Source organism: Amycolatopsis sp. NPDC051106 (assembly GCF_040682775.1).
GTDB lineage: Bacteria > Actinomycetota > Actinomycetes > Mycobacteriales > Pseudonocardiaceae > Amycolatopsis.
The window spans coordinates 76,884-100,331 of the sequence record NZ_JBFBBQ010000003.1; the positions used below are offsets into that span (position 1 = coordinate 76,884).

At 71.9% G+C, this 23,448-nt stretch carries 16 protein-coding genes; 7 read left to right on the top strand and 9 right to left on the bottom strand.

Features of this window, described 5'->3' with window-relative positions; genetic code table 11:
- Positions 1-126 precede the first annotated feature (126 nt).
- Positions 127-3,075 (bottom strand): LuxR C-terminal-related transcriptional regulator, encoded by a 2,949-nt coding sequence (locus tag AB0M83_RS03645; RefSeq protein WP_364511913.1) that lies wholly within the window; start codon positions 3,073-3,075, stop codon positions 127-129.
- A gap of 75 nt (positions 3,076-3,150) precedes the next feature.
- Between AB0M83_RS03645 and AB0M83_RS03650 the strand changes: the two genes are divergently transcribed.
- Positions 3,151-3,441, top strand: coding sequence for a nuclear transport factor 2 family protein (locus AB0M83_RS03650; RefSeq protein WP_364511915.1), 291 nt, complete (start codon positions 3,151-3,153; stop codon positions 3,439-3,441).
- Between the two features lie 58 nt (positions 3,442-3,499).
- On the opposite strand, the gene AB0M83_RS03655 is transcribed toward AB0M83_RS03650, so the two are convergent.
- Positions 3,500-5,134, bottom strand: coding sequence for an acyl-CoA synthetase (locus AB0M83_RS03655; protein WP_364511917.1), 1,635 nt, complete (start codon positions 5,132-5,134; stop codon positions 3,500-3,502).
- Between the two features lie 150 nt (positions 5,135-5,284).
- On the opposite strand from AB0M83_RS03655, the gene AB0M83_RS03660 reads away from it, so the two are divergent.
- On the top strand, positions 5,285-6,976 hold the full coding sequence (locus AB0M83_RS03660) for a bifunctional 3'-5' exonuclease/DNA polymerase (RefSeq protein ID WP_364511919.1): 1,692 nt from the start codon (positions 5,285-5,287) through the stop codon (positions 6,974-6,976).
- A 45-nt stretch (positions 6,977-7,021) separates the two neighbouring features.
- Here AB0M83_RS03660 and AB0M83_RS03665 read toward each other — a convergent pair whose 3' ends face one another.
- From AB0M83_RS03665 to AB0M83_RS03685, 5 genes are all read right to left on the bottom strand, one after another.
- Positions 7,022-8,797: a sialidase family protein gene (locus AB0M83_RS03665; protein WP_364511922.1), complete on the bottom strand. Its 1,776-nt coding sequence runs from the start codon at positions 8,795-8,797 to the stop codon at positions 7,022-7,024.
- 119 nt (positions 8,798-8,916) lie between these two features.
- Positions 8,917-12,810, bottom strand: coding sequence for an ATP-dependent RNA helicase HrpA (hrpA, locus tag AB0M83_RS03670; RefSeq protein ID WP_364511924.1), 3,894 nt, complete (start codon positions 12,808-12,810; stop codon positions 8,917-8,919).
- A gap of 174 nt (positions 12,811-12,984) precedes the next feature.
- The gene (locus tag AB0M83_RS03675; RefSeq protein WP_364511927.1) at positions 12,985-13,320 is read right to left on the bottom strand and encodes a hypothetical protein; all 336 of its coding nucleotides are present in this window, start codon (positions 13,318-13,320) and stop codon (positions 12,985-12,987) included.
- A gap of 115 nt (positions 13,321-13,435) precedes the next feature.
- Entirely contained in the window at positions 13,436-14,599 is a 1,164-nt protein-coding gene (locus AB0M83_RS03680; protein WP_364511929.1) for a lactate 2-monooxygenase, read from the bottom strand.
- Positions 14,600-14,703: 104 nt separating this feature from the next.
- Entirely contained in the window at positions 14,704-16,167 is a 1,464-nt protein-coding gene (locus AB0M83_RS03685; protein WP_364511932.1) for an APC family permease, read from the bottom strand.
- A 172-nt stretch (positions 16,168-16,339) separates the two neighbouring features.
- Here AB0M83_RS03685 and AB0M83_RS03690 point away from each other — a divergent pair, with 172 nt between their 5' ends.
- Both AB0M83_RS03690 and AB0M83_RS03695 read left to right on the top strand, forming a co-directional pair.
- Complete coding sequence (locus AB0M83_RS03690) at positions 16,340-16,975, top strand: GPP34 family phosphoprotein (protein WP_364511935.1); 636 nt, start codon at positions 16,340-16,342, stop codon at positions 16,973-16,975.
- Between the two features lie 364 nt (positions 16,976-17,339).
- Positions 17,340-18,500: a saccharopine dehydrogenase NADP-binding domain-containing protein gene (locus tag AB0M83_RS03695; protein WP_364511938.1), complete on the top strand. Its 1,161-nt coding sequence runs from the start codon at positions 17,340-17,342 to the stop codon at positions 18,498-18,500.
- Between the two features lie 27 nt (positions 18,501-18,527).
- Here AB0M83_RS03695 and AB0M83_RS03700 read toward each other — a convergent pair whose 3' ends face one another.
- Positions 18,528-19,985: an NAD(P)/FAD-dependent oxidoreductase gene (locus AB0M83_RS03700; RefSeq protein ID WP_364511940.1), complete on the bottom strand. Its 1,458-nt coding sequence runs from the start codon at positions 19,983-19,985 to the stop codon at positions 18,528-18,530.
- 66 nt (positions 19,986-20,051) lie between these two features.
- On the opposite strand from AB0M83_RS03700, the gene AB0M83_RS03705 reads away from it, so the two are divergent.
- The 3 genes from AB0M83_RS03705 to AB0M83_RS03715 all read left to right on the top strand — a co-directional run bounded on the left by AB0M83_RS03705 (position 20,052) and on the right by AB0M83_RS03715 (position 22,463).
- Positions 20,052-20,642, top strand: coding sequence for a TetR/AcrR family transcriptional regulator (locus AB0M83_RS03705; RefSeq protein ID WP_364511943.1), 591 nt, complete (start codon positions 20,052-20,054; stop codon positions 20,640-20,642).
- A gap of 281 nt (positions 20,643-20,923) precedes the next feature.
- On the top strand, positions 20,924-21,769 hold the full coding sequence (locus tag AB0M83_RS03710; protein ID WP_364511945.1) for a chitosanase: 846 nt from the start codon (positions 20,924-20,926) through the stop codon (positions 21,767-21,769).
- Positions 21,770-21,809: 40 nt separating this feature from the next.
- Positions 21,810-22,463 carry a L,D-transpeptidase family protein gene (locus AB0M83_RS03715; protein ID WP_364511948.1) on the top strand — a complete coding sequence of 218 codons (654 nt, stop codon included), beginning with the start codon at positions 21,810-21,812 and terminating at the stop codon, positions 22,461-22,463.
- Here AB0M83_RS03715 and AB0M83_RS03720 read toward each other — a convergent pair.
- Complete coding sequence (locus AB0M83_RS03720; RefSeq protein WP_364511951.1) at positions 22,453-23,439, bottom strand: PHP domain-containing protein; 987 nt, start codon at positions 23,437-23,439, stop codon at positions 22,453-22,455. The two genes, AB0M83_RS03715 and AB0M83_RS03720, sit on opposite strands and share 11 nt — an antisense overlap.
- Positions 23,440-23,448: the final 9 nt, after the last annotated feature.

Consider the following 23,448-nt stretch of genomic DNA (forward strand, 5'->3'; position numbering starts at 1 on the left):
ACCCGGAGGGTCGGCTCGCGTACCCAGGCAGTCGGTTCGTGTACCCGGAGGGTCGGTTCGTGAGCCGACCGTCCAGGTACGCGAGCCGACCCCTCAGGTACGCGAGCCGACCGTCCGGGTACGACGTCAGGGCAGGTGCGCGGCCGCCGCGGTGGCCAGCTCCGTGCGGTTCGCGAGGCCCAGCTTGGCGTAGACGTGCGCGAGGTGCGTCTTCACCGTGCCGCGGCTCATGAACAGGCGGGTGCCGATCTCCGGGTTCGTGCAGCCCTCGGCCGCGAGCTTCACGACCTCCAGCTCGGTCGGCGTCAGACTGCCCCAGCCACTCGACGGGCGGCCGCGCGCACCCCGCGTCCGGCGGACGAACGCGACGACGTCGTCGAGGCTCATCGGCGCCTCGTCCGTCGCGAGCCCCAGCGCGTCCAGCTCCCGCTGCTCTTCCGGGCGACGGGGAAAGCCCAGGTCGGCGCGGGCACGGGAGGCGGAAACGAGCACCCGGGCGGCGTCGGCCCGGCGGCCGGTGCGGGCGAAGAGCGCGGTCAGCGCGTCCAGGCTGTCCAAGACGCCGAGGCGCAGGCCGTGGTCGACGCGCAGCGTCAGCGCCTCGTGGTGCAGCTCGGCGGCCTGCTCCGGCCCGGCCAGGTACCCCTGCTGGTCCAGGGCGTCGGCCAGGGCCGAGCGCAGGCCCCAGCGCCGGGTCAGGTCGACGGCGGTGGCGAGCACCTCCGCGGCCTCGCCGGTCCGGCCCAGCGCACGCAGCACGGCGCCGCGTTCGGCCAGCCCCTGCGACGCCAGGTACGTCCCGGGAACGGCTTCGCGTTCGAACCAGCGCGCGGCCTCCTCGAACTCGCCGCGACGCCGGTGCAGCTCGCCCAGCACGCCGGCCATGCCGGGCACGAAGACGTCCCCCGCGGTTTCGAGCAGTCGCAGGAACGGCTCCATCACGCGGAAGCCGGCGTCGACGTCGCCCGCCAGGCTGTGCACCATCGCCAGCCGGCACAGCGTCGTGTTGACCCGGTGGAAGTCCCCGAGCGGCGCGGCGACCTCGACGGCGTGCTCGGCGAGGGCGCGCGCCCGCGGCAGGTCCGCCGACGCGAGGGCGCTCGCCGACCGGGCACTGAGGACCGTGGACGCCAGCCCGCGGTCGCCCCGGCGAAGCAGCCCTTCGGCCGCTTCGGCGAGCAGAGGGTCGGCTTCGTCGTGCCGGTCGCGGGCGTGGAGGACGATTCCCCGCAGCATCAACGCGCTGTCGCGGGCGAAGCCGTCGGTTCCCGCGGCCTTCTCGGCTTCGAGCGCGAGGTCCCAGGCGGCGTCGAAGTCCGTGTAGAGGTGCCCGAGCGCGGTCAGCGTCAGGCATCGCGCGCGCAGACTCGCTTCGCCGAGTTCGGTGGCGAGCTCCAGGCCCAGTCGCGCGGCCTCGACGTCGAACGGCGCCGTCGTGTCCGCGACCAGCCCCATCCCGGTCAACAGTCGGGCCTGCAGCGAAGAACGCTCGTCCGGGCAGCGGGCGACCGCGCGCCTCAGGTACGCCAGGCCTTCGTGGCCGCGGCCGCGCAGGTTCCACAGCCACGCGATGGCGGCGGCGAGCCGACGCCCCCGGGTGGGATCCTCTTGCGCCAACCCCCATTCCAGGGCCGCGCGGAAGTTGTCGCGCTCGGGTTCGACCCGGGCGCGCCAGGCGTCCTTGTCCCGGTCGAGGTCGGGTTCGGCGGCTTCGGCGAGGGCGAGGAAGTGGTCGAGGTGGCGATCGCGGACGGCGTCGGCCTCCCCGGCCTCGGCCAGCCGGGCCGCCGCGTACTCGCGCAGGGTCTCCAGGAGCCGGTAACGGCCGTTTTCGGCCAGCACCAAGGACTTGTCGACCAGCCGGCCCAGCGCCGGCAGCACGGCCGGGCCGCCGGCCGCGTCGAGGGTGAACCCGCCGGCGAAGACCGAAAGCCGGCGGAACACCGCGCGGTCTTCGCCGTCGAGCTGGTCGTGGCTCCACGCGATCGACGCGGCCAGGGTCTGCTGCCGCGCCGGCACCCCGCGGGGGCCGCGGGTCAGCAGCGCGAACCGGTCGTCGAGACCGGCGTCGATCTGGTGCGGGGTAAGGGTTCCCAGCCACGCGGCGGCGAGCTCGACGGCCAGGGGGATGCCGTCGAGCCTGGTGCAGACCGACCGGACGGCGGCCGCGCTCGACGTGTCCAAAGTGAACAGTGGCCGGACCGCGCCGGCCCGTTCGACGAAGAGCGCGACAGCCTCTTCGACGGCCAGCGGCGGCACGCGCCACACCGTCTCCCCCGGCACGCCGAGGGGTTCCCGGCTGGTCGTCAGCACCGCGACCTCGGGGCAGGACCGGAGCAGCTCGACGGCGAGGTCCGCGACGCCGTCGAGGACCTGCTCGCAGTTGTCGAGGCAGAGCAGGACGCGGCGGTCGCGCAGGTGGGTCACCACCGATCGAACGGCGCCGACGTGCGGCTCGACGGGCACCTCGAGTGTCGCAGCGACCAGCTCGGCGACTTCGGCGGGCTCGGTGTCGAGCTCGACCCACCACACCCCATCGGGCCATCGCCCGGCCCCGGCGGCGGCGACCTGCGCCGCCAGCCTGGTCTTGCCACTGCCACCGGTCCCGGCCAGCGTGACGAGCTGTCCCCCGGCAAGCCGCCGCTCGAGTTCAGCCGCTTCGGTTCCGCGGCCGACGAAGCCGGTCAGCTGCACGGGGAGGTTGTTCGGGGTCGTGTCGAGCGAGCGCAGTGGGCCGGGGCTGCCACCGAGCTGGAAGATCCGTTCGGGCCCGGTGAGATCGGGCAGCCGGTGGACGCCGAGGTCGTGCAGCGGCTTGCCCGGCAGTTCGGCGGCGGTGCGCGCGGAGACGAGCGTGCGGCCGTCGGCCAGCTCGCGCAGGTGCCGGCAGCGCCGGACGGCGGGACCGGTGGGGGTGCCGTCGTCGCGGAGCAGCACGTCGCCGATGTGGAGAGCGGCAGGTCCGCCGGTCAAAGCCGCAAGCGCCTCTTCGGGCGTCGCGAAAACAGCCGGAGGTTCGTCGTCGGCGCACAGGATCGTGACCGTGCCCGCGGGCACCAGATTCGTCTCGCTCATCGCCCGGCCAGTCTGCCAGCGAATCTCGGCCAGGTGGCAGATGTCCGCACCCGCGCCGCCTGCGACTTTCGATCCGTGGAGACGTTCGAAGAGCTGCTAGCCCGCTGGCGTGACGCCGAAACCCGCGGCGATGGCGCTGCGTCGTTGTTGGCCGCCGACTTCCGCGGTGACGGCCCCGATGGGCTGGTACTCGACCGCGACCATTGGCCCGGCCGGGCGCCGACAACGGCGTTCCGGTGGACCCGGCTGGAGGTGATCGCCGCCGTCGGTGTCGCGACCGGGCGGCGCGACGGTGCCGCCTGCACCGTCGTCGCCGCGTGCCGGGACGGGTGCTGGCAGATCGTCAACGTCCAGCGCGGCTCATGACAACGCTTTTCGGGGGTCCGGGTGGCGAAGCCCCCGGCCCGAGGCGAAGCCTCGGACGTCACAGCAGCTTGGTCCGCAGCACCTTCCCGGTCGCGTTGCGGGGCAGCTCGTCCAGGAACTCGACGTCGCGGGGCACCTTGTAGCGCGCCAGGTTCGCCTTGACGTAGTCGCGGACCGTGTCGACGTCGAGGTCCGAGCCGTCGGCCCGCACGATGAACGCCTTGAGCCGCTGGCCGAACTCCGGGTCCTCGACGCCGATCACCGCCGCCTCCAGCACGTCTTCCCGCTCGACCAGGAGGTTCTCCACCTCGATCGGGAACACGTTCTCGCCGCCGGAGACGATCATCTCGTCGTCGCGGCCGTCGATGAACAGGAGGCCGTCGTCGTCGAAGTGGCCGACGTCGCCGCTGGAGAGGAGGCCGTCGATGATCTCCTTGTGGCGGCCGTCGGTGTAGCCGCCGAAGCTGAGGCCGCTGCCGACGAACACCCGGCCGGTCACGTTCGGCTCGGTGATGCGGCGGCCGTCCTGGTCGTAAAGCGCCACCTTGCAGCCGACCGGCGCGCGGCCGACCGTGCCCGGCGCCTTCGCCCAGTCCTCCGGCGTCGCGACCGTCGCCACGGCGACCTCGGTCGAGCCGTAGAGGTTGTGCACGACCGGGCCGAACGCCTCGTTCGCGCGGTTGCCGAGGTCCGGCGAAAGCGCCGAGCCCGCGACGAAGATGATCCGCAGCGCCGACGTGTCGTACTTCTCGCGGACGTCCTTCGGCAGGTCGACGATGCGCTGCAGCATGGTCGGCACCAGCACGAGCGCGGTGCACCGGTGCTCGGCGACGCCGCGCAGCGCCTCCTCCGGCGTGAACTTGCGGCGCATCACGACCTTCGAGCCGAGCGCGAAGGAAAGGATGAACTGCGAAAGACCGGTGCCGTGGAACAGCGGCGCGCCCATGTAGGTGGCTTCGTTCGACCGCAGCGGGATCCGGTCGAGGAACTGCGCCGACGCCAGCGCGGAGGTGTGCGGCCGCGGCGCGCCCTTCGGGGTGCCGGTGGTTCCGCTGGTCAGCAGCACGAAACCGCCCGGCTTGGCGGGTGCGGGCCACGGCCGGTCGTCGGTGCTGGCGATGATCTCGGACAGCACCGGCACGTCCCGGTCGGTCAGGTCGCTGTCCGGGTCGACCCAGGCCAGGTAGCGCTCGACGCCGTCGGGGATCGCGTCGAGCAGGTTCGTGAACTCCTGGTCGTACACCAGCGCGGTGACGCCCTCGCGCTTGGCGACGTCGGCCAGCTGCGGCTTCGCGAAGCCGGTGTTCATCAACAGCAGCCGGACGCCGAGCTTGCCCGACGCGGCCATCGTGAGCACCAGGCCGCGGTGGTCGCGGCAGAGCGCGGCGACGACCTGGCCCGGCTTGATCCCGCGCTCGGACCAGGCCCGCGCCAGCGCGTTCGACTGGTCGTCGAGCTGCTTGTAGGTCAGCGGGCCGAGCTCGTCGACGATGCCGACGGCGGTCGGGTCGCGGCGCGCCGAGATGTGGTTCGCGCCGGCGAACGGGCCGAACTTGCGGAGCGCGACGAGCGATCGGACCCCCTCGTCGAGCCGGGGGAAGGGAACGAGACCGGCCCGCCGCATCACGTCCACGCTGCGCGCCGTTTCCGCCACCTTGTCCGCCACCTGCGTGGCGAGCTCGACCAGGCTCATCCAGGCACCTCCGTTGCTGCGGGAACGAGCCCATGCCGACGGCGGGCGTACCGGCGGTATGGGGGCTACTGGAGAGTAAACCAACCTTCGTCCGAACGCACCAGCCGCGTCCGGCCCGAAACTGTCGGTGGTGGCCGTCATGATGTCTTCGTGCAGGTGATCGCCGGGCGGGAGGAGGACGGGAGCTTCACCGTGCACGCACCGTCGTCGACGGCGAACGGCCTGGACGAAGCGGGTTTCGTGGAGCTGGCCCGCGAGCTGGAGGCGTCGCTGCGGCCGCGGTGGGTGTTCCCGTCGGTGGAGCTGGTGTACCCGGTGCTGGTGGCGGCCGGGCTGCGGGTCGACCGCTGCTACGACCTCGCGCTGGCCGAAGGGCTGCTGCTCGCGTACGAGGGCCAGGAAGGGCAGTCGCGGAGCCTGCGCGCGGCCTGGGCCAGGGCGAACGGCGAGGAACCGCCGCCCGATTCCGCGGCCGTCGAGCTGGCGCAGCCGACGCTGTTCGAAACGCGGGTGCCGACGCTGCCCGAGGGCGTGACGGTCGTCACGGCGGTCCGGCGCGTGCTCGCGGAGCAGGAGCGGCGGGTGGCGGCGGCCGAGCACCCGGACCGGCTGCGGCTGCTGCTCGCCGCGGAGTCGGCGAGCGCGCTGGCCGCGGTCGAGATGTCGGCCGACGGCCTGCCGTGGCGCGCCGACCTGCACGAGGAGCTGCTGGTCTCCCGGCTGGGTCCGCGGGTGCGCGCCGGAGAGCGGCCGAAGGTGCTGGTGGAGCTGGCGGCCAAGATCAGCGAGGCGTTCGGCGGGCGGCCGGTCAACCCGGACTCGCCGCCGAGCGTGGTCAAGGCACTCGCCCGGGCCGGCATCGAGGTGCCGGCGGCGCGGAAGTACCTCCTGAAGGGGATCGATCACCCCGCGGTCGCGCCGTTGCTGGAGTACAAGGAGCTGTCCCGGCTGCACGCGGCGAACGGCTGGACCTGGCTCGAGGAGTGGGTCACCGACGGCCGGTTCCGCCCGCACTACGTCGTCGGCGGCGTGGTGTCCGGGCGCTGGGCCAGCCGCGGCGGCGGGGCACTGCAGATCCCGAAGGTGCTGCGCACGTGCGTACGCGCGGACCCGGGCTGGAAGCTGGTGGTGGCCGACGCGGCCCAGCTCGAACCGCGGGTGCTGACGGCGTTGTCGGGTGACCGCCGGCTGGCCGACGTCGCGGCGGCGACGGACCTGTACGCGCGGCTCGGCGAGGCGTTGTTCTCGGGCGCCCGCTGGGTCGCGGTGTCCCCGGACGACGACCGCGACGACCGGGCGCGGGCGAAGATCGCGATGCTCTCGGCGATGTACGGCGGCACGTCCGGCGAAGCGGGGCCGCTGCTCGCGCTGCTGCGCCAGCGGTTCCCGGACGCGGTGTCCTATGTGGAGCGAGCCGCGCAGGCGGGCGAACGCGGAGAGCGCGTCCGCTCCCGGCTGGGCCGCACGTCACCGGCACCCTCGGCCGCCTGGCGCGCGTTGACCGGCGGCCTGGCTTCGGACGAGGCCGGCGAGGTGAAGGCCCGCCGGGCGTCGAAGGGCTGGGGCCGGTTCACGCGCAACTTCGTCGTCCAGGCGAGCGCGGCCGACATGACGGCGGTGATGCTGGCAACGCTGCGCCGACGCCTCCCGTCCCCGGCGCACCTGGTGTTCTTCCAGCACGACGAGGTCATCGTCCACACCCCGGCCGCACTGGCCGAGGAGGTGTCGTCCGCGATCGTGGATTCCATCGCGGAGGCGGCCCGCATGTTGTTCGGCCCGGCGTGCCCAGTCCGTTTCCCCCTGCACATCGCCCCGGTCGACACCTACGCCGACGCGAAGTGAGCCGTGCCGGCCGCTCCCCCGTGCCCGGAGCGGCCGGCCGGTCACCTACGGGAACATCGAGAGCGTCTGCGTTCCGACGTCCTGGTTCGGCAGTGTCTTGCCCGGGTTGCCGCGGAAGTCGGTCCAGCACGGGTGCAGCCGGAAGTCGGCGCCGACGGCCGCGGCGGTGTAGTCGCCGATGAACACCCCCTGCAGTTCCTTGCCGGTCACCGCACCCGTCGAGACGAACTGCACCTGCGGGTTCGCCGTCTGCGTCGTGATCCGGCGGATCGGGGACAGGCGATCGCCCCAGCCCGTCGCGTAGGCGTAGTCGAGGCCGATGCCGTGCGGGTCGTAGGCGCGCGTGTAGAACGTGACCGCGACACGGCCGGCCAGCGCCGCGACGGCCGGGAACACCTCGTCGGCACCCGTGCCGATCTTCACCGGCTTCGACCAGCCGTGCCGCCCGTCGGATCCGCTCAGGAACGCGTCGCCGTTCGTTCTGACCGACTCGCCATCGCGGTACGTGCCGTTGCGGTCGTCGGCCCAGGTGACCCAGAGGTGGTCCGTCACCCGGTCGTACGTCAGCTGCGGGAAGCTGTTGACCCGGAAGTTCTCGCCGGTCAGCGCGTTGTTGGCGACGTCTTCATCGACCGGGAAGTCGAAGTCGAGCCCGACCTCGGCGTGCCGGAAGGTGCGGCCGCCGTCGCGCGAGGTCGCCACGACGACCGCGTCGTGGTCGGCCGGCTGGTCGCACGCGGCGGTCGCGCACACCGACGTCTCGTAGGCGACCTGGAGCGTCCCGTCGCGGGTGACCACCGGGTTCGAGCCGCTGCCGTAGGGCGTGATCCCGCCGTGGAAGCCGGTCAGCGACGGCGAAATCCGGCGCATCGGCGACCACGTCCGCCCGAAGTCGCCCGACTTCGACAGGACGATCGGCGACTCGGCGAACTCTCCGTCGGCGTCGTAGGTGAACTGCGTCCAGGTCACGTAGACGTCGCCGGTGACCGGGTCGGCGGCGATCCACTCCTTGTCGTTGAAGATGTTCGTCGGGGTCGGCGTGCCGGCCGGCGTGACGCCGTCGAGGTGCAGGATCGCCGGGTCGCCGAAGCTGCGTCCGCCGTCGTGCGACACCGACACCGCGATGCCGCTGGCGAGCTGCTGGTCTTCGGGCACCTCCGCCCGGCTGAACAGCAGCGTGGCGTAGTAGACGGTGTTGTGCGGCCCGAAGGCGACGGCCGGGTCACCCGCGGCGTCCATGTAGGACAGTGGAGCGGACGCGCCGGTCGGGAAGTCGAGGTGCGGCAGCTGGACGTTCGCCCAGGTCCGGCCACCGTCGAACGAGGTGTAGGCGAAGCCGCCGGAGTCGTTGCGGGCCTCGCGGGTGTTGTAGAGCCGGTAGTCGTTCGACCCGGCGACGATGTTGCGCGGGTTCTCCGGGTTGACGGCGATGGTCGTCTCGTTCTGCGCGGTGCTGCACCCGGTCTGGCTGCCGGTGGGCACGATGGTGTCCCCGGCGATGACGTCGGTGTTCGGCGCGAGCGGCCGGTAGGGGTTCGGTTTGCCGATGTACGCCTGGCAGAGCGCGGACAACGCCGGGTCGTCGCCGTCCTCTTCTTCCTCCTCGGCGAAGCGTTCCTTGAGCAGCGGGTTCGGCACGTCGTGCCGTGGCTCCGCGGCGGCCGCGGCGATCTTGTGCTTGCCGGGCACGGGATCCACGGGCAGCGGCGCGCCCCCGGCGGCCGCGTGGGCGGCCGGCGCCAGGAGGACGGCGAGCGGCAGGACGAGCGCGGTGAGCGTGGCGAAGATTCTTCGTTTGGTGGACGAAACACCCAAGGACATCGGAAGGTTCCTTCCCGGAGGCTGACGAATTCCTCAGCCGTACCAGGCTTGACGCGTGGCCGGGCCTGGTCAACCGACGGAAGTTCGGAACCACCCGAGCCGGACATACCCGGCGGATGTCAGGCGAGGGCGTCGTCGATGGCTTTCGTGATCCGTTTCAGCGAAACCGGGTGCGCTGTCCCCAACGTCTGCGCGAAGAACGAAACCCGCAGCTCCTCGATCATCCACCGCACTTCCTCCAACGCGGGTGACGACGTGCCCGGCGGCAGCGAGGCCAGCGCCTCCTGGTACTCCCCGGTGATCCACGCGATGTCCGCCGTGCGCTGCAGGTCGCGGGTCGGCTCCGAAGCCAGCTTCTCCAACCGGCGCAAGATCCCCTGCAGGTAGCGGACCACATTCCGCAGCCGCGAGGCACCCGTCGCCGTCACGAAACCCGGGTATACCAAGCCCGTCAGCTGTGCGCGGATGTCGGACAGCGATTCCGCCGGCCCGCGGACGGACGGCAATGCCACCTCGACGTCGTTCGCCGCGCGGAGGATCTTCTCGACGTCCGTCAGGACGTCCAGGACCATCGGGTGCAGGCCCGCGCGGACCTTCTCCAGCAGCACCTTGAAGCCGGTTTCGTCGAACACCGGGCCGCCGCCGGCCGTCATCAGCGCGTCCACCGCGCAGTCGACGCAGTCCTCGAGCAGCGCCGCCACGCTGCCGTGCGGATTCCGGTTCAGCACCAGCTTCGAGGAATTCGACAGCGATCGCGTGATGAACTTCATCGGCGAGTTCAGGTTCAGCCGCAGCATCCGGCGCGTGCCCGCCCACATCGCGTGCCGCTGCTGGGCCGGCGTGTCCAGCATGCGCACTGCCACCGACGCGCCCTCGTCCACCAAAGCCGGGTACGCCTTGACGTCGTGGCCGCGCTGCGTCGACTCGAACACCCGCGGCAGCGAGCCGAACGACGGTTTCGTCAGCCCGGCTTTCTCGAGGGTGTTGGCCGCCTTGGAGATCGTCTCCCGGACCTTCGGCGCCAGCTGCCGCTGCAGCGCCGAGACGTCCTTGCCTTCGGCGACCCGGCGACCTCGCTCGTCGACCACCCGGAACGTCATCTTCAAGTGGTCCGGCACGGACGAAACGTCCCAGGATTCATAAGGGATCGTGATCCCGCGCAGCGCACGCAGCTCGCGCCCGACCACCTCCAGCAGCGGACCGTCCGAAGGGGACACTCGCGAAAGGACGTCCCGGGCGGTGTCCGGCGCCGGGACGAAGTTGCGCCGTAACGCCTTCGGCAACGACTTGATCAGCTGCGTCACCAGTTCCGCGCGCAACCCCGGCACCTGCCAGTCGAACCCGTCCGGCGTCACCTGGTTCAGCACCGGCAGCGGGATGTGCACGGTGACGCCGTCCGCGTCCGCGCCCGGCTCGAACTGGTAGGTCAGCTTGAAGACCTGCGTGCCCTGCGTCCACGAGTCGGGGTAGTCCCCCTCGCGGACGCCGCCCGCGGACTCGTTGATGAGCATGGACTTCTCGAACGACAGCAGATCGGGGTCCGAGTGGCGCGTCTTCTTCCACCACGTGTCGAAGTGGCGCACCGAGACGACGTCGGCCGGGACGCGGGCGTCGTAGAACTCGTACAGAGTCTGGTCGTCGACCAGGATGTCACGCCGGCGGGCGCGGTTCTCGAGGTCCTCGACCTCCTCCAGCAGCGCCCGGTTCTCGGCGAAGAAGTGGTGGCGCGTCTGCCAGTCGCCCTCGACCAGCGCGTGCCGGATGAACAGCGCCCGCGCCAGCTCCGGGTCGATCCGGCCGTAGTTGACGCGGCGGTCGGCGATCAGCGGGACGCCGTAGAGCGTCACCTTCTCGGTCGCCATCACCGCGCCCTGCTTGCGTTCCCAGTGCGGCTCGGAGTAGTTCCGCTTCACGACGTGCCCCGCCAGCGGCTCGACCCACTCGGGCTCGATCCGGGCGTTCACCCGCGCCCACAGCCGCGACGTCTCGACCAGCTCGGCCGACATCACGAACCGCGGCTGCTTCTTGAACAGCGCCGACCCGGGGAAGATGCCGAACCGGGCGCCGCGCGCGCCCAGGTAGTCGCCCTTGGCCGGGTCCTTGAGCCCGATGTGCGAGAGCAGCCCGGCGATCAGCGACGTGTGCACGCGCTGCGGGTCGACCGGGGCCGTGTTCGTGTTCAGCGAGATGCCCAGCGGCTTCGCCAGCTGCCGCAGCTGGCTGAAGATGTCCTGCCACTCGCGCAGCCGCAGGTAGTTCAGGTACTCCGCGCGGCACATGCGGCGGAACTGGTTGCCGGACAACGCCTTCTGCTGCTCGGCGACGTACTCCCAGAGGTTGAGGTAGGCGAGGAAGTCCGACGTCGGATCGGCGAACCGCGCGTGCTGCTGGTCGGCCGCCTGCTGCTTCTCCGCCGGCCGCTCCCGCGGGTCCTGGATGGACAGCGCCGCCGCGATGATCATGACCTCGCGGACGCAGCCGTTCTTCGCGGCCTCCAGCACCATCCGGCCCATCCGCGGGTCGACGGGCAGCTGCGCGAGCTTCCGGCCGATGTCGGTGAGCCGCCGGTCCGGCGAACTGGCCGCGGCGCTGTCGAACGCGCCCAGCTCCTGCAGCAGCCCGACGCCGTCGCTGATCTGACGGCGGTCCGGCGGCTCGACGAACGGGAACGCCGCGATGTCGCCCAGCCCCAGCGACGTCATCTGCAGGATGACCGACGCGAGGTTGGTCCGCAGGATCTCCGGGTCGGTGAACTCGGGCCGCGCCTCGAAGTCGTCTTCGGAGTAGAGCCGGATGCAGATGCCGTCCGACGTCCGGCCGCAGCGGCCCTTGCGCTGGTTCGCCGACGCCTGCGACACCGGTTCGATCGGCAGCCGCTGGACCTTCGTGCGGTGGCTGTAGCGCGAGATGCGCGCGGTACCCGGGTCGACGACGTACTTGATGCCCGGCACGGTCAGCGACGTCTCGGCGACGTTGGTCGCGAGCACGACGCGGCGCCCGGTGTGGGACTGGAAAATACGCTGCTGCTCCGCCGCCGACAGCCGCGCGTACAGCGGGAGCACCTCGGTGTTGCGCAGGTTCGCCCGGTTGAGCACGTCCGCGGTGTCGCGGATCTCGCGCTCGCCGGAGAGGAACACCAGGATGTCGCCGGGGCCCTCGGCGCACAGCTCCTCGACGGCGTCGAGGATGCCCTGCGTCTGGTCGCGCTCCGGGTCGCCTTCCGGGTCCTCGGGGTCGACGAGCGGCCGGTAGCGCGTCTCGACCGGGTAGGTCCGGCCGGAGACCTCGACGACCGGCGCGTCGTCGAAGTGCTTCGAGAACCGCTCGGGGTCGATCGTCGCCGAGGTGATGATCACCTTGAGGTCGGGGCGGCGCGGCAGCAGCTGCTTGAGGTAGCCGAGGATGAAGTCGATGTTGAGGCTGCGCTCGTGGGCCTCGTCGATGATCAGCGTGTCGTACTGGCGCAGCGAGCGGTCGGTCTGGATCTCGGCCAGCAGGATGCCGTCGGTCATCAGCTTGACCAGCGTGTCCTGCCCGGACTGGTCGGTGAACCGCACCTTGTAGCCGACGGTCTGGCCCAGCTCGGTCTTCAGCTCGCTCGCGATCCGGTCGGCGACCGTGCGGGCGGCCAGGCGCCGCGGCTGCGTGTGCCCGATCTGGCCGCGGATGCCGCGGCCGAGTTCGAGGCAGATCTTCGGCAGCTGGGTGGTCTTGCCCGAGCCGGTCTCCCCGGCCACGATCACGACCTGGTGCTTGTCGATCGCCGCGCCGATCTCGTCCTTGAGCCTGCTGACCGGCAGCTCTTCGGGGTATTCGATCTTGGGCACGCTTTCGCGGCGCGCCGCGATGCGCAGCTCGGCCTTGTCGATGTCGGCGGAGATCTGCGCGAGGGCGGCGTCGCGATCACGAGCCTTGCGGGCACCGTCGAGTCGCCGGCGCAGCCGGTGCTCGTCGCGCGGCATCAGCTCGGGCAGGCGCGCACGCAGCGCTTCGAAGGGGGATGACGTGGACATGCTCAGGCCAAGGATAGCCGTGCGTGACGAGGCGGGCCTCTCAATATCCCCGCCGCGTGACCGGGCGCACCCCAGGAGCGCCCCAATGTGGCCTTCGGTGCGTTCAACGCACCCAAGGCGGCCTTCGGTGCGTCAGACGCAACCAAGGCCACATTGGGGCGCTCGGGTCCGGGGTCAGCCGGGCTGGCCGGGCTGCTGCGGGTACTGCTGCTGCGGCGCCTGCTGACCCTGGAACTGCTGCGGCTGGCCCTGGTACGGCTGCTGCTGGCCCGGGGCCGGCGGCTGCTGCGCGAACTGCTGCTGCGGCTGCGGCGCGGACTTGGCGCGGTTCATCGCCACCGAGCCGCCGATCAGGGCGACGCCGACCAGGCCGAGCACGATGCCGAAGCCCGGCTGCATGTCGGTGGCCCAGGACAGCAGCCGGAACTCGTAGTCGAACTGCTCCAGCACGAGCGAGCCGAAGCCGAGGACGGCGAACAGGATGCCGATGCGCATCATGATCGAAGACATGGAAAACCCCCAACGGGAAAAGGGAAAAGGAGCCGGCCGCCCCGACGGCCCGCAATGGGACTCGAACAGTAGCGGCCGGTTCCCGGGCTGTCCCCGGATTTCCCGTTTTGTTATCTCACGTCCGCCGGAGCGAGTCCGGGCCCAGGTCGGCGAGGGTGCGGTGGCCGGAAAGTCCCATGGTCAGGTCGAAGTCGGCCAGCAGGCTGCGCAGCACGTGGCGGACGCCGTCCTCGCCCGCGTGCGCCAGCCCGTACACCCACGGACGGCCCACCAGCACCGCCCGCGCGCCCAGCGCGATCGCCTTCAGCACGTCGGCGCCGGTGCGGACGCCGGAGTCGAACAGCACCTCGATGCGGTCGCCCACCGCCGCGACGATCCCGGGCAGCGCTTCCAGGGCGCCGATCGCGCCGTCGACCTGGCGGCCGCCGTGGTTCGAGACGACGATGCCGTCCATCCCGGCCTCGACCGCACGGCGCGCGTCGGCGACGTGCTGGATGCCCTTGAGGACGATCGGGCCGTCCCAGTGTTCACGCAGGAACGGCAGCTGGTCCCACGTCCGGTCGGTGCCGGTGATCATGCCGATCCAGGTCAGGATCGCCGTGCCGCGGTCCTCCTCCGGCGTCTTCTCCAGCCGGGACAGGAACACCGGGTCGGTGAACGGGACGGCGAGCCCCTCGCCCTGCAGGAACGGCAGGTACGACTGGTCCAGGTCGGACGGTCGCCAGGCGAGCGTCCACGTGTCGAGCGTGACGACCAGCGCCGTGTAGCCGGCCGCCTTCGCGCGGGAAAGGAGGCTGGCGCAGACGTCCGCGTCGCCGGGCCAGTACAGCTGGAACCAGCGCGGGCCGTCGCCGTTGGCCTCGGCGACGGCCTCGATGCCGGTGGACGAGGCCGTGGACAGGATGAACGGCAGCCCCACCGAGGCGGCGGCGCGAGCGGTCGCGGACTCGGCGTCGGGGTGGACGATCGACTGGACGCCGACGGGCGCGACGGCCACCGGCGCGGCCAGCCGGGTGCCGAGCACCGTGGTCGAGAGGTCGCGGTCGGTGGCGCCGGTCAGCATCCGCGGCACGACGCGCCAGCGGTCGAACGCCTCGCGGTTGGCGCGGGCGGTCGCGCCGGAGCCGGCCGAACCCGCGACGTAGGAGAACGGGCCGGGCGCCATGACCTCACGGGCCGACGCTTCGAGCTTCGTCGCGTCGGTCGAGCACGGCGGCAGCACCCCACCGAGTCCCTGCAGGTAGAGCTCGTTCTGGTAGCTGCCGAAGCGTTCGGTCACGGCTTCCTCCTCGCGTTCGCACGCGCACTGTACCCGCCGGTAACGGCTCGGGCCGGAGCACTCCGGGCCACGGTGTCCACTCCGGACGGATCCGTGGGCGTCGCTCAGCGCGTCTCCACGAGCTCGCCGTCGCGCAGCGGGCCGCCGATCCCCGTGTAGACGTCCGGCCGCCGGGTGCGCAGCGCCTCGGCCCGCAGGAAGCCGGCGAACCCGGCGAGCACGAGCAGCCCCGGCAGGCCCCAGCGCAGCAGCGGGATCGAGCCCGCCGGGCCGAGCAGGACGTCGAAGTCGGCGATGATCAGCACCAGGACGGCGGTCAGCGTCACCGCCGCGAGCGCGGGTGCGCCGGCGCGCCGCCACCACGTCTCCCGGCCGGGGCGGCGGCGGAAGAACCCGATGACCGACAGCGACACCGCGATCATGATGATCGTGACTCCCGTCGAGGCGGTGACGCCGGTCCAGGTGAACAGGTCGGTGAACGGGTCGCGCCCGGCCAGCGCGAAGAGCCCGACGACGACGATGCCGATCGCGGTCTGGACCAGCGAGCCGCCGATCGGCGCGCCGGTGCGCTTGCTGGTGCGGCTGAAGCCCTCCGGCAGCAGTTCTTCCCGGCCCAGCGCGAAGAAGTACCGCGCGACGGCGTTGTGGAGGCTCAGCAGCGCGGCGCACTGGCTGGTCAGGAAGAGCACGTAGGCCGTGCCGGCGAACGCCGTGCCGACGTACTGCCCGCCGAGCCCGAACAGCAGGCCGGGGCCCTCGGCGACGGCTCGTCCGGCGATGTGGTCCGGACCGGTCGCGACGGCCATCCCGAGCGAGGAGACGACGTAGAGCACCGCGGTCAGCCCGATCGCGACGAAGGTCGCGCGGCCGACCGTCCGGCGCGGGTCGCGGCTCTCCTCGCCGTAGGTCGCGGCGCCCTCGAAGCCGAGGAGAACCGCGAGGGAGAAGGCGAACACGGCGCCGGCGCCCATCGTGAAGAGGCTCGACGGCGAGAGCGGGGTCAGCGAAACCGAGCCGCCGGCCGGGTGGCCGAACAGCGCGACGTCCAGCACGACGAGCACCGCGACCTCGAGGCCCAGCGCCACGCCGAGCACCTTCGCGCCGAGGTCGATCCGCAGCACGCCGCCCGCGCCGACGACCAGCACCATCGCCAGCGCGACCGCCCACCACGGCACGTCCCACCCGAACGTGGTGGTCAGCCAGGTGGACGCGGACAGGCCGAACAGGCCGAAGACGCCGGTCTGGACGGCGCTGTAGGCGAGCACCGTCACGTAGGCGACGGCGGTGCCCGCGGAGCGCCCGATCCCGTGCGCCACATAGGGGTAGAGGGCGCCGGCGTTCGTGACGTACCGGCTCATCGCGGTGTACCCGACGGCGAACAGCGCGAGCACGGGGGCCAGCAGGAGGAACGCCAACGGCACGCCGGCGTTGCCGGTCACCGCGTAGGTCGCCGAAACGCCACCGCCGACCGCGTAGAGCGGACCGGCCGCCGCGACGATGAAGAAGACGATCCGGGCGGCGCCGAGCCGCCGCTTCCCGAGGCCGAGCCCCGGTGACTGGGTACCCATGAACCTTCCCCCGCGCCGTAGGTGATCTTGGCGCGGCGCCCCAGAGTAGGGGGTGCGCGCCGGACGGCGGTACGTCCGTTCGGGGTAACCGTGACCGCACCGAAAGCGGCGCGAGGCCGGGCCGCTATCTTCGGCATCCTCACCGCGACCGCCCAGGGGGCCCCTTTCCGTCATGCGCCGGCTCACCTTGGTCGATTCCTTCTTCTTCCTCGGGCACGACGAGTTCACCGGGCGCCCGTCGCTCAGCCGGACGTCGCTGGGCATCGGCCTGGCCGGCGCGGCGTTGTGCGACCTGCTCTTCACCGACCGGATCACGGTCGAAAACCGGAAGGTCCGCGCGATCGCGAAACGGCCCGCGGGCATTCCGACCGCCGATCACGTGTTTTCCGAAATCGTTTCGGAAACGGGCACGCACAGCGTGCGCGACTGGGTGGACCACCTGCGCGGGGAACTGCCGTCGGTCGCGGCCGAAAACCTCGTCGCGCTCGGGCTCGTCCGGCGGACCCCCATGCTGTTGCGGCGCCGGCACCGCTACCCACCGGAGGACCTGCTCGTCTCGACGGCGGCCCGGAGCAAGGCGCGCGCGGCGGTGTTCGGCGTCGACCGGCCCGACCCGCACGCGGCCTGTCTGGCGCTGCTGGCCTGGACCGCGGGCGTCGACGACCTCTGTGCCCCGGAGCTCGGCCGGGCGCAGGTGCGGGGGTGGATGGAGGACACCCACCACGGCCTGCCGCGCCGCATCGCGGACGTGGTCGCCGGAGTGGCCGCGGTCGCGGCGGCGGTCGTGTACACCGGCGACCGGAAGTGACCGGCCTCGGCGGCGGATCTCTTGCGCGGCGCAGGTCGGTGGCCTCGCCGAGGCGGTGTCTTGAATGAGTCATTCAGGGCGGCTGGGGTCCTGAATGACTCATTCAAGACGTTTGCCGGGCACCGCACCCACCGATCGGCACGGGACAGCCCGGTGGTCAGGGCTCGGGCGACCGGGTCGCCGTTCGGCCGACGTGCACTGAAGGGCCCCTTCAACTCGGCAGCTGCTGCGACTTGCCAGGGCTCTGAGGTGACCGGGGGCGGTGGGGCCGCGGCCGCCGGCGGCGGCCGCCGTCTGCACCGGCGACCGAAGTGACTCGCGGGTAACCTGGGCGCGTCCGCCGTCGACGTCCCCTGGAGGAGACATGCGCGCGCACGACGTGGTCCTGTTCGGCGCCACCGGGTTCACCGGCGGCCTGACGGCCGAGTACCTGGCCCGCCACGCGCCCGCGGACCTGCGCTGGGCCCTGGCCGGCCGCAACCGCGGCAAGCTCGAAGCCGTCCGGGCCCGGCTCGCGGAGATCGACGACCGGTTCGGCGATCTGGACCTGCTCGTCGCCGACTCCGGTGACCCCGCGTCGCTGCGGGACGTCGCCGAATCGGCGAAAGTGGTGGTCACGACCGTCGGGCCGTACCTGACGCAGGGCGAACCGCTGGTGGCGGCGTGCGCCGCGGCGGGCACCGACTACGTCGACCTCACCGGCGAGCCCGAGTTCGTCGACCGGATGTACCTGGCGCACGACCGGCGGGCCCGCGAGACGGGCGCACGGCTGGTGCACGCGTGCGGGTTCGACTCGATCCCGCACGACCTCGGCGCCTACTTCACGGTGAAGCAGCTGCCGGAAGGCGTGCCGCTGAAGATTGATGGCTACGTCCGGGCGAGCGGGATGCCGTCGGGCGGGACTTTCCTCAGTGCGCTGACCATCATGTCCCGCCTCCCGGCGGGGGCGCGGGTGGCGAAGGAGCGCTCGGCCGCCGAACCGCGCCCGGCCGGGCGGTTCACCCGCGCGCCGCTGGGACACCCGCACCGGGTCGCCGACGCGGGCTGGTGGGCGGTGCCGCTGCCGACCATCGACCCGGAGGTCGTGCGCCGGTCGGCGGCCGCGTCCGAGCGCTACGGGCCGGACTTCACCTACCGGCACTTCGCCGCGGTCAAGCACCTGCCGGTGCTGGCGGGCGGCGCACTCGGCGTCGGCGCACTGTTCGCCGCCGCCCAGATCCCGCCCGCGCGGCGCGGGCTTTCGCGCCTGCTGGCGCCCGGCAACGGCCCGAGCCCCGAACGGCGCGCCCGGTCGTGGTTCTCGGTGCGGTTCGTCGGCGAGGGCGGCGGTTCGCGGGTCGTGACGGAGGTGTCCGGCGGCGATCCCGGCTACGACGAGACGGCGAAGATGCTCGCGGAGTCGGCGTTGTGCCTCGCGACCGACGAGCTGCCGGAAACGGCGGGCCAGGTCACCACGGCGACCGCGATGGGCGACGCGCTGATCGACCGGCTCACGAAGGCGGGCCTGCGGTTCGCCACGCTCTGACCCGCGGCCCCGGAGGTCGCGAATGACTCATTCGCGACGCGCGATCTCGTAGTCCGCCTCGTCGAACGAACCCACGCGCGACCGCAACCGTCCCGTCGAGAACGGCCAGCTGAAACTGTTGCGCCCGTTGACGTCGGTGTAGTAGCTCGAGCACCCGCCCGACTGGTATACCGTCCCCGGCAGCGCGGCTTGGACCTCCGCGTTGAACGCGTCCTGGACCGAGGCCCGCACCGACACCGACGTCCAGCCCGAGCGCAAGGTCCGGGTCACCGCCGCCACCGTGTGACGCAGCTGGGCCTCCAGGATCATGAACGCCGACGAGTGCCCGGTCCCCAGGCTCGGGCCCAGCAGCAGGTACAGGTTCGGGAACCCGGCCACCGTCGTCCCCGCGTACGCCCGCGGGCTGCCCTTCCAGTAGTCGTCGAGACTGCGGCCGTCGCCGTCGAAGATCCGCGACGACACCGGCATGTCGAGGATGTGGAAGCCGGTGCCGAAGATGATCGCGTCCACTTCGGACACCGAACCGTCCGCACCGAGCACCCGGTTCCCGTCCACCGAACGCACCGCCGTCGGGTGAACGTCCACAGGGGACCGGGTCAGCGACGGGTAGTAGGTGTTCGACATCAGGAGCCGCTTGCAGCCGAGCGTGTAGTCCGGCGTCAGCGCGCGGCGCAGCGCCGGGTCCCGGACGGCCAGCCGCAGGTGCGCGAGCCCGATGTTCTGCACCTGCCGCAGCAGCCACGGGTGCCGGAACCCGAAACCGAGCGTCTCCATCGCCCCGTACTCGGCACCCCGCAACGCCCGCTGCAGCGCCGGAAACCTCCGCAGCAGGAACCGCTCGACGCCGGGAACGGCGTGGTCCGGCTTCGGCAGCACCCACTGCGCCGTGCGCTGGAACAGGTGCAGCCGCGCCACTTCCCCCGCGATGCGCGGGACGAACTGGACCGCCGACGCGCCGGTGCCGACCACCGCGACCCGCTTGCCCGCCAGGTCGTAGCCGTGGTTCCAGCGCGCGGAGTGGAAGACTTCGCCCGGAAAACCGGCGAGCCCCGGCAGGCCCGGGATCAGCGGCTCGTGCCACGGCCCGGTGCCGGCGACCAGGATCCGCGCGGTGTACGGACCCCGGGACGTCTCCAGTTCCCACACCGAACCGCTCCACCGCGCCCGCGTCACTTCGACGCCGTAGCGGATCTTCGAGGTGACCCCGAACCGCGACGCGGTGTCCGCCAGGTACGCGCGGATCTCGGCCTGCCCGGCGAACGCCCGTGTCCACCCCGGGTTCGGCGCGAAGGAGTACGAGTACAGCGCGGACGGCACGTCGCAGGCGCAGCCCGGATAGGTGTTGTCGCGCCAGGTCCCGCCGAGCGCGTCGGCCTTCTCCAGCACGGCGAGGTCGTCGACGCCCGCCTGGCCGAGCCGGACGGCCGCACCCAGTCCGGACGCCCCGGCACCGACGACGATCACCGCGAAGTGGCGCTGGTCCATTTTCGGATACTAGCAGTACCTCAATACCAGCGGTACTCCAATTCCGGACCTGGCTAGAGTGCTCCCATGGCCCGACTCACCCGCGCGGAAAGCCAGGCGCGCACCCGCGAACAGCTCATCGAGACCGCGAAGCAGCTCTTCCTGCACGACGGCTACTCGGTGACGTCGCTGGAGAAGGTCGCGGACGAAGCCGGGTACTCGAAGGGCGCGGTGTACTCGAACTTCCGCAACAAGGACGAGCTCTGCCTCGCGGTGCTCGACCGCATCCACGACGAGCAGGTCGCGCTGGTCGCCGGGGCGCTGGTCGGCGCCGAGGGGATGGACGGGCTGCTGGCGGCGCTCCAGACCTGGGCCGAGCACAGCATCGGCGACGAGGCGTGGACCGCGCTGGAAGTCGAGTTCGCCACGAACGCCCGGCGCAACCCGCACGTGCGCGCCGAACTCGCCGCGCGCGACAAGGCCATCCGCGACACCATCGCCGGCCTGCTCACCGGGTACGCCGAGCGGTTCGGGATCACGCTCCCGATGCCGGCCGACGACGCCGCGACGGCGTTGCTCAGCCTCGGCATCGGCCTCGGCGTCCAGCGCGCGATCGACCCGACGATCCCGGTCAACGTCCTGCCCGACGTCATCCGCCTGTTCGCCGGCGGCCGCTGACCGCGCGCGAAATAGGCTGTTTTCCCTTCCCGGATTCACCTAATTGCCGAATCCGAGTCCATTGAGGACGGCAACGCGCTGTTCAGGAACGTGAACATCATCCGCCTCTTGTGAAGCCCGTGACCCTTCGCTACCGTGGCGCTACGCCGCAGCACCACCCGATGTCCGCAAGACGACGGCACGCAGACCGCCGAATTCCGGGCCTCGTCCGCCATGCCCACAGCGTCATTTCGGAAAAGGCCGTGCTCCCCCACGGCCGGCCCCGCGGAAAGGGTTTTCCCATGAGCAAGAAGTTGCGGCCGGTTCTCATCGGCGCGCTCGGCGCGGCCTCCGTCGCCGCCCTCGTGATCACCACCCCCGCACTCTCCACCGCGGCTCCCGCCCCCCTCGCCGCGAACAGCGCGACCGCCCTCGCGGCCGGCGACCTCTCCGCCCCGGCGAAGAAGGAGATCGCGATGAAGCTGGTCTCCAGCGCGGAAAACTCCTCGCTGGACTGGAAAGCGCAGTACAAGTACATCGAGGACATCGGTGACGGCCGCGGCTACACCGCGGGCATCATCGGGTTCTGCTCCGGCACCGGCGACATGCTGGAGCTCGTCGAGGCGTACACGGACTCGGTCCCGAACAACCCGCTGGCGAAGTACCTTCCCGCGCTGCGGAAGGTGAACGGCACCGACTCGCACAGCGGGCTCGGCTCGGCGTTCGAGAGCGCGTGGAAGCAGGCCGCGGCCACCACGGAGTTCCAGAACGCCCAGAACAGCGAGCGCGACCGCGTGTACTTCAACCCCGCGGTGAACCAGGGCAAGTCGGACGGGCTGAGCAACCTCGGTCAGTTCGCCTACTACGACGCCATCGTCATGCACGGCCCCGGCGACAGCTCCGACAGCTTCGGCGGCATCCGCAAGGCCGCGATGAAGAAGGCGAAGACGCCGGCCCAGGGCGGCAACGAGACGACCTACCTCAAGGCGTTCTTCGACGCCCGCAAGGTCATCATGAAGCAGGAGGAGGCGCACGCCGACACCTCCCGCGTCGACACCGAGCAGCTGGTGTTCCTCAACGCGGGCAACTTCGACCTGCACACCCCGCTGAAGTGGAAGGTGTACGGGGACTCCTACACCATCAACTGACGTCGCGCGCGGCCCGCGTGGCACCGTTACGCTCTTCCGCATGCGCAGGAGGACCCTCGGTGCCACGCTGGCCGCGGCCGCGTTGCTGACCGGCGCCGCCACTCCCGCCGGAGCCGCCTCACCGGCGTTCCGCGGGGCGGCCGGCCAGGTGGTCACCGTCGTCGCGGACGCCGCGGGCGCGACCACCGCCGTCCTCACCGCGTGGGAACGCACCGGAGACGGCTGGGTCCGCGCGCACGGCCCGATCCCCGCGTACGTCGGGAAGAGCGGCGTCGGCCAGGCCAGCGAAGCGACGTCCCACACCCCAGCGGGCGTGTGGCCGCTGACCGAGGCGTTCGGCGGCGAACCCGCCGTCACCCGGCTGCCCTACCGCCGGGTGACCACCTCCGACTGGTGGGTGTCCGACGCGAAGTCCCCGTACTACAACACGCACTTCTCCTGCGCCCCCGGCGCCTGCCCGTTCGACGAAGCCGCCGGCGAGAACCTCGGCCGCGCGGGCGCCGTCTACGACCGGGCCGTCGTCATCGACTACAACCGCGATCCGGTGGTCCCCGGCGCCGGCTCGGCGTTCTTCCTGCACGTCACCGACGGCCGGCCGACCGCGGGGTGCGTCGCGATCCCGAAGCCCGACCTCGAGGCTCTCCTGCGCTGGCTCGACCCGGCGCGGCACCCCGTCCTCGAGATCAGCGGGTGAGCAGCGCGTCCACCGTGCGCGTGTTGATGATCCGCTCCGGCCCGATGCCCGCCTCGATCGCGCGCTCGCAGCCGTAGCCCTGCCAGTCGAGCTGACCGGGCGCGTGCGCGTCGCTGTCGATGGCGAACTCACAGCCGATCTCCGCGGCCAGGCGGAGCAGCTTCATCGGCGGGTCGAGCCGTTCCGGACGCGAGTTGATCTCCACCGCGACGCCGTTCTCGCGGCACGCGGTGAACACCGCCTCGGCGTCGAACTCCGACTGCGGACGCCCGCGTCCGACGACCAGCCGGCCGGTGCAGTGCCCCAGCACCCGGACGTGCGGGTTGCGGACGGCGGCGACCAGCCGCCGGGTCATGTCCCGCGCCGGCATCCGCAGCTTCGAGTGGACGCTCGCGACGACCAGGTCCAGCTGCCCCAGCAGGTCTTCTTCCTGGTCGAGCGAGCCGTCGTCGAGGATGTCGACCTCGATGCCCTGCAGCAGCCGGAACGGCGCCATCAGCTCGTTGGCCTTCGCCACGATCTGCATCTGCGTCCGCAGCCGGTCCGGCGAGAGCCCGTTCGCGACGGTCAGCCGCGGCGAGTGGTCGGTCAGCACCATCCACTCGTGGCCCAGCTCCCGGCCCGCGACAGCCATCTCGCCGATCGGGCTGCCGCCGTCCGACCAGTCGGAGTGGGTGTGGCAGTCGCCCTTGAGCGCGGACCGCAGCGGCTCCCCGTCCGGCAGCTTCTTCTCGACGATCTTCGACCGGTACGCCGGGTCGCGGCCGGCCAGCGCGTCCTCGATGACGCCCGCGGTGGCCTTCCCGATGCCGGGCAGCGAGCCGAGCGTGCCGTTCTCCGCCATCTGCGCGAGCTGCTCGGCGCCGGTCTTGTCGACGGTCGCGGCCGCGTTCCGGAACGCGCGGACGCGGTAGGTCGGCTCTCCCGCGCGTTCGAGCTGGAACGCGATCTCGCGCAAGGCCCATGCCGGATCCATGGACCCTGT

What these genes read in the sequence shown, in the direction of transcription:
- AB0M83_RS03645 (WP_364511913.1), bottom strand. Translation starts at nt 3,075, where the DNA reads ATGAGCGAGACGAATCTGGTGCCCGCGGGCACGGTCACGATCCTGTGC.
- AB0M83_RS03720 (WP_364511951.1), bottom strand. Translation starts at nt 23,439, where the DNA reads ATGGATCCGGCATGGGCCTTGCGCGAGATCGCGTTCCAGCTCGAACGC.
- AB0M83_RS03655 (WP_364511917.1), bottom strand. Translation starts at nt 5,134, where the DNA reads ATGAGCCTGGTCGAGCTCGCCACGCAGGTGGCGGACAAGGTGGCGGAA.
- hrpA (WP_364511924.1), bottom strand. Translation starts at nt 12,810, where the DNA reads ATGTCCACGTCATCCCCCTTCGAAGCGCTGCGTGCGCGCCTGCCCGAG.
- AB0M83_RS03695 (WP_364511938.1), top strand. Translation starts at nt 17,340, where the DNA reads ATGCGCGCGCACGACGTGGTCCTGTTCGGCGCCACCGGGTTCACCGGC.
- AB0M83_RS03665 (WP_364511922.1), bottom strand. Translation starts at nt 8,797, where the DNA reads ATGTCCTTGGGTGTTTCGTCCACCAAACGAAGAATCTTCGCCACGCTC.
- AB0M83_RS03715 (WP_364511948.1), top strand. Translation starts at nt 21,810, where the DNA reads ATGCGCAGGAGGACCCTCGGTGCCACGCTGGCCGCGGCCGCGTTGCTG.
- AB0M83_RS03700 (WP_364511940.1), bottom strand. Translation starts at nt 19,985, where the DNA reads ATGGACCAGCGCCACTTCGCGGTGATCGTCGTCGGTGCCGGGGCGTCC.
- AB0M83_RS03705 (WP_364511943.1), top strand. Translation starts at nt 20,052, where the DNA reads ATGGCCCGACTCACCCGCGCGGAAAGCCAGGCGCGCACCCGCGAACAG.
- AB0M83_RS03710 (WP_364511945.1), top strand. Translation starts at nt 20,924, where the DNA reads ATGAGCAAGAAGTTGCGGCCGGTTCTCATCGGCGCGCTCGGCGCGGCC.
- AB0M83_RS03690 (WP_364511935.1), top strand. Translation starts at nt 16,340, where the DNA reads ATGCGCCGGCTCACCTTGGTCGATTCCTTCTTCTTCCTCGGGCACGAC.
- AB0M83_RS03685 (WP_364511932.1), bottom strand. Translation starts at nt 16,167, where the DNA reads ATGGGTACCCAGTCACCGGGGCTCGGCCTCGGGAAGCGGCGGCTCGGC.
- AB0M83_RS03675 (WP_364511927.1), bottom strand. Translation starts at nt 13,320, where the DNA reads ATGTCTTCGATCATGATGCGCATCGGCATCCTGTTCGCCGTCCTCGGC.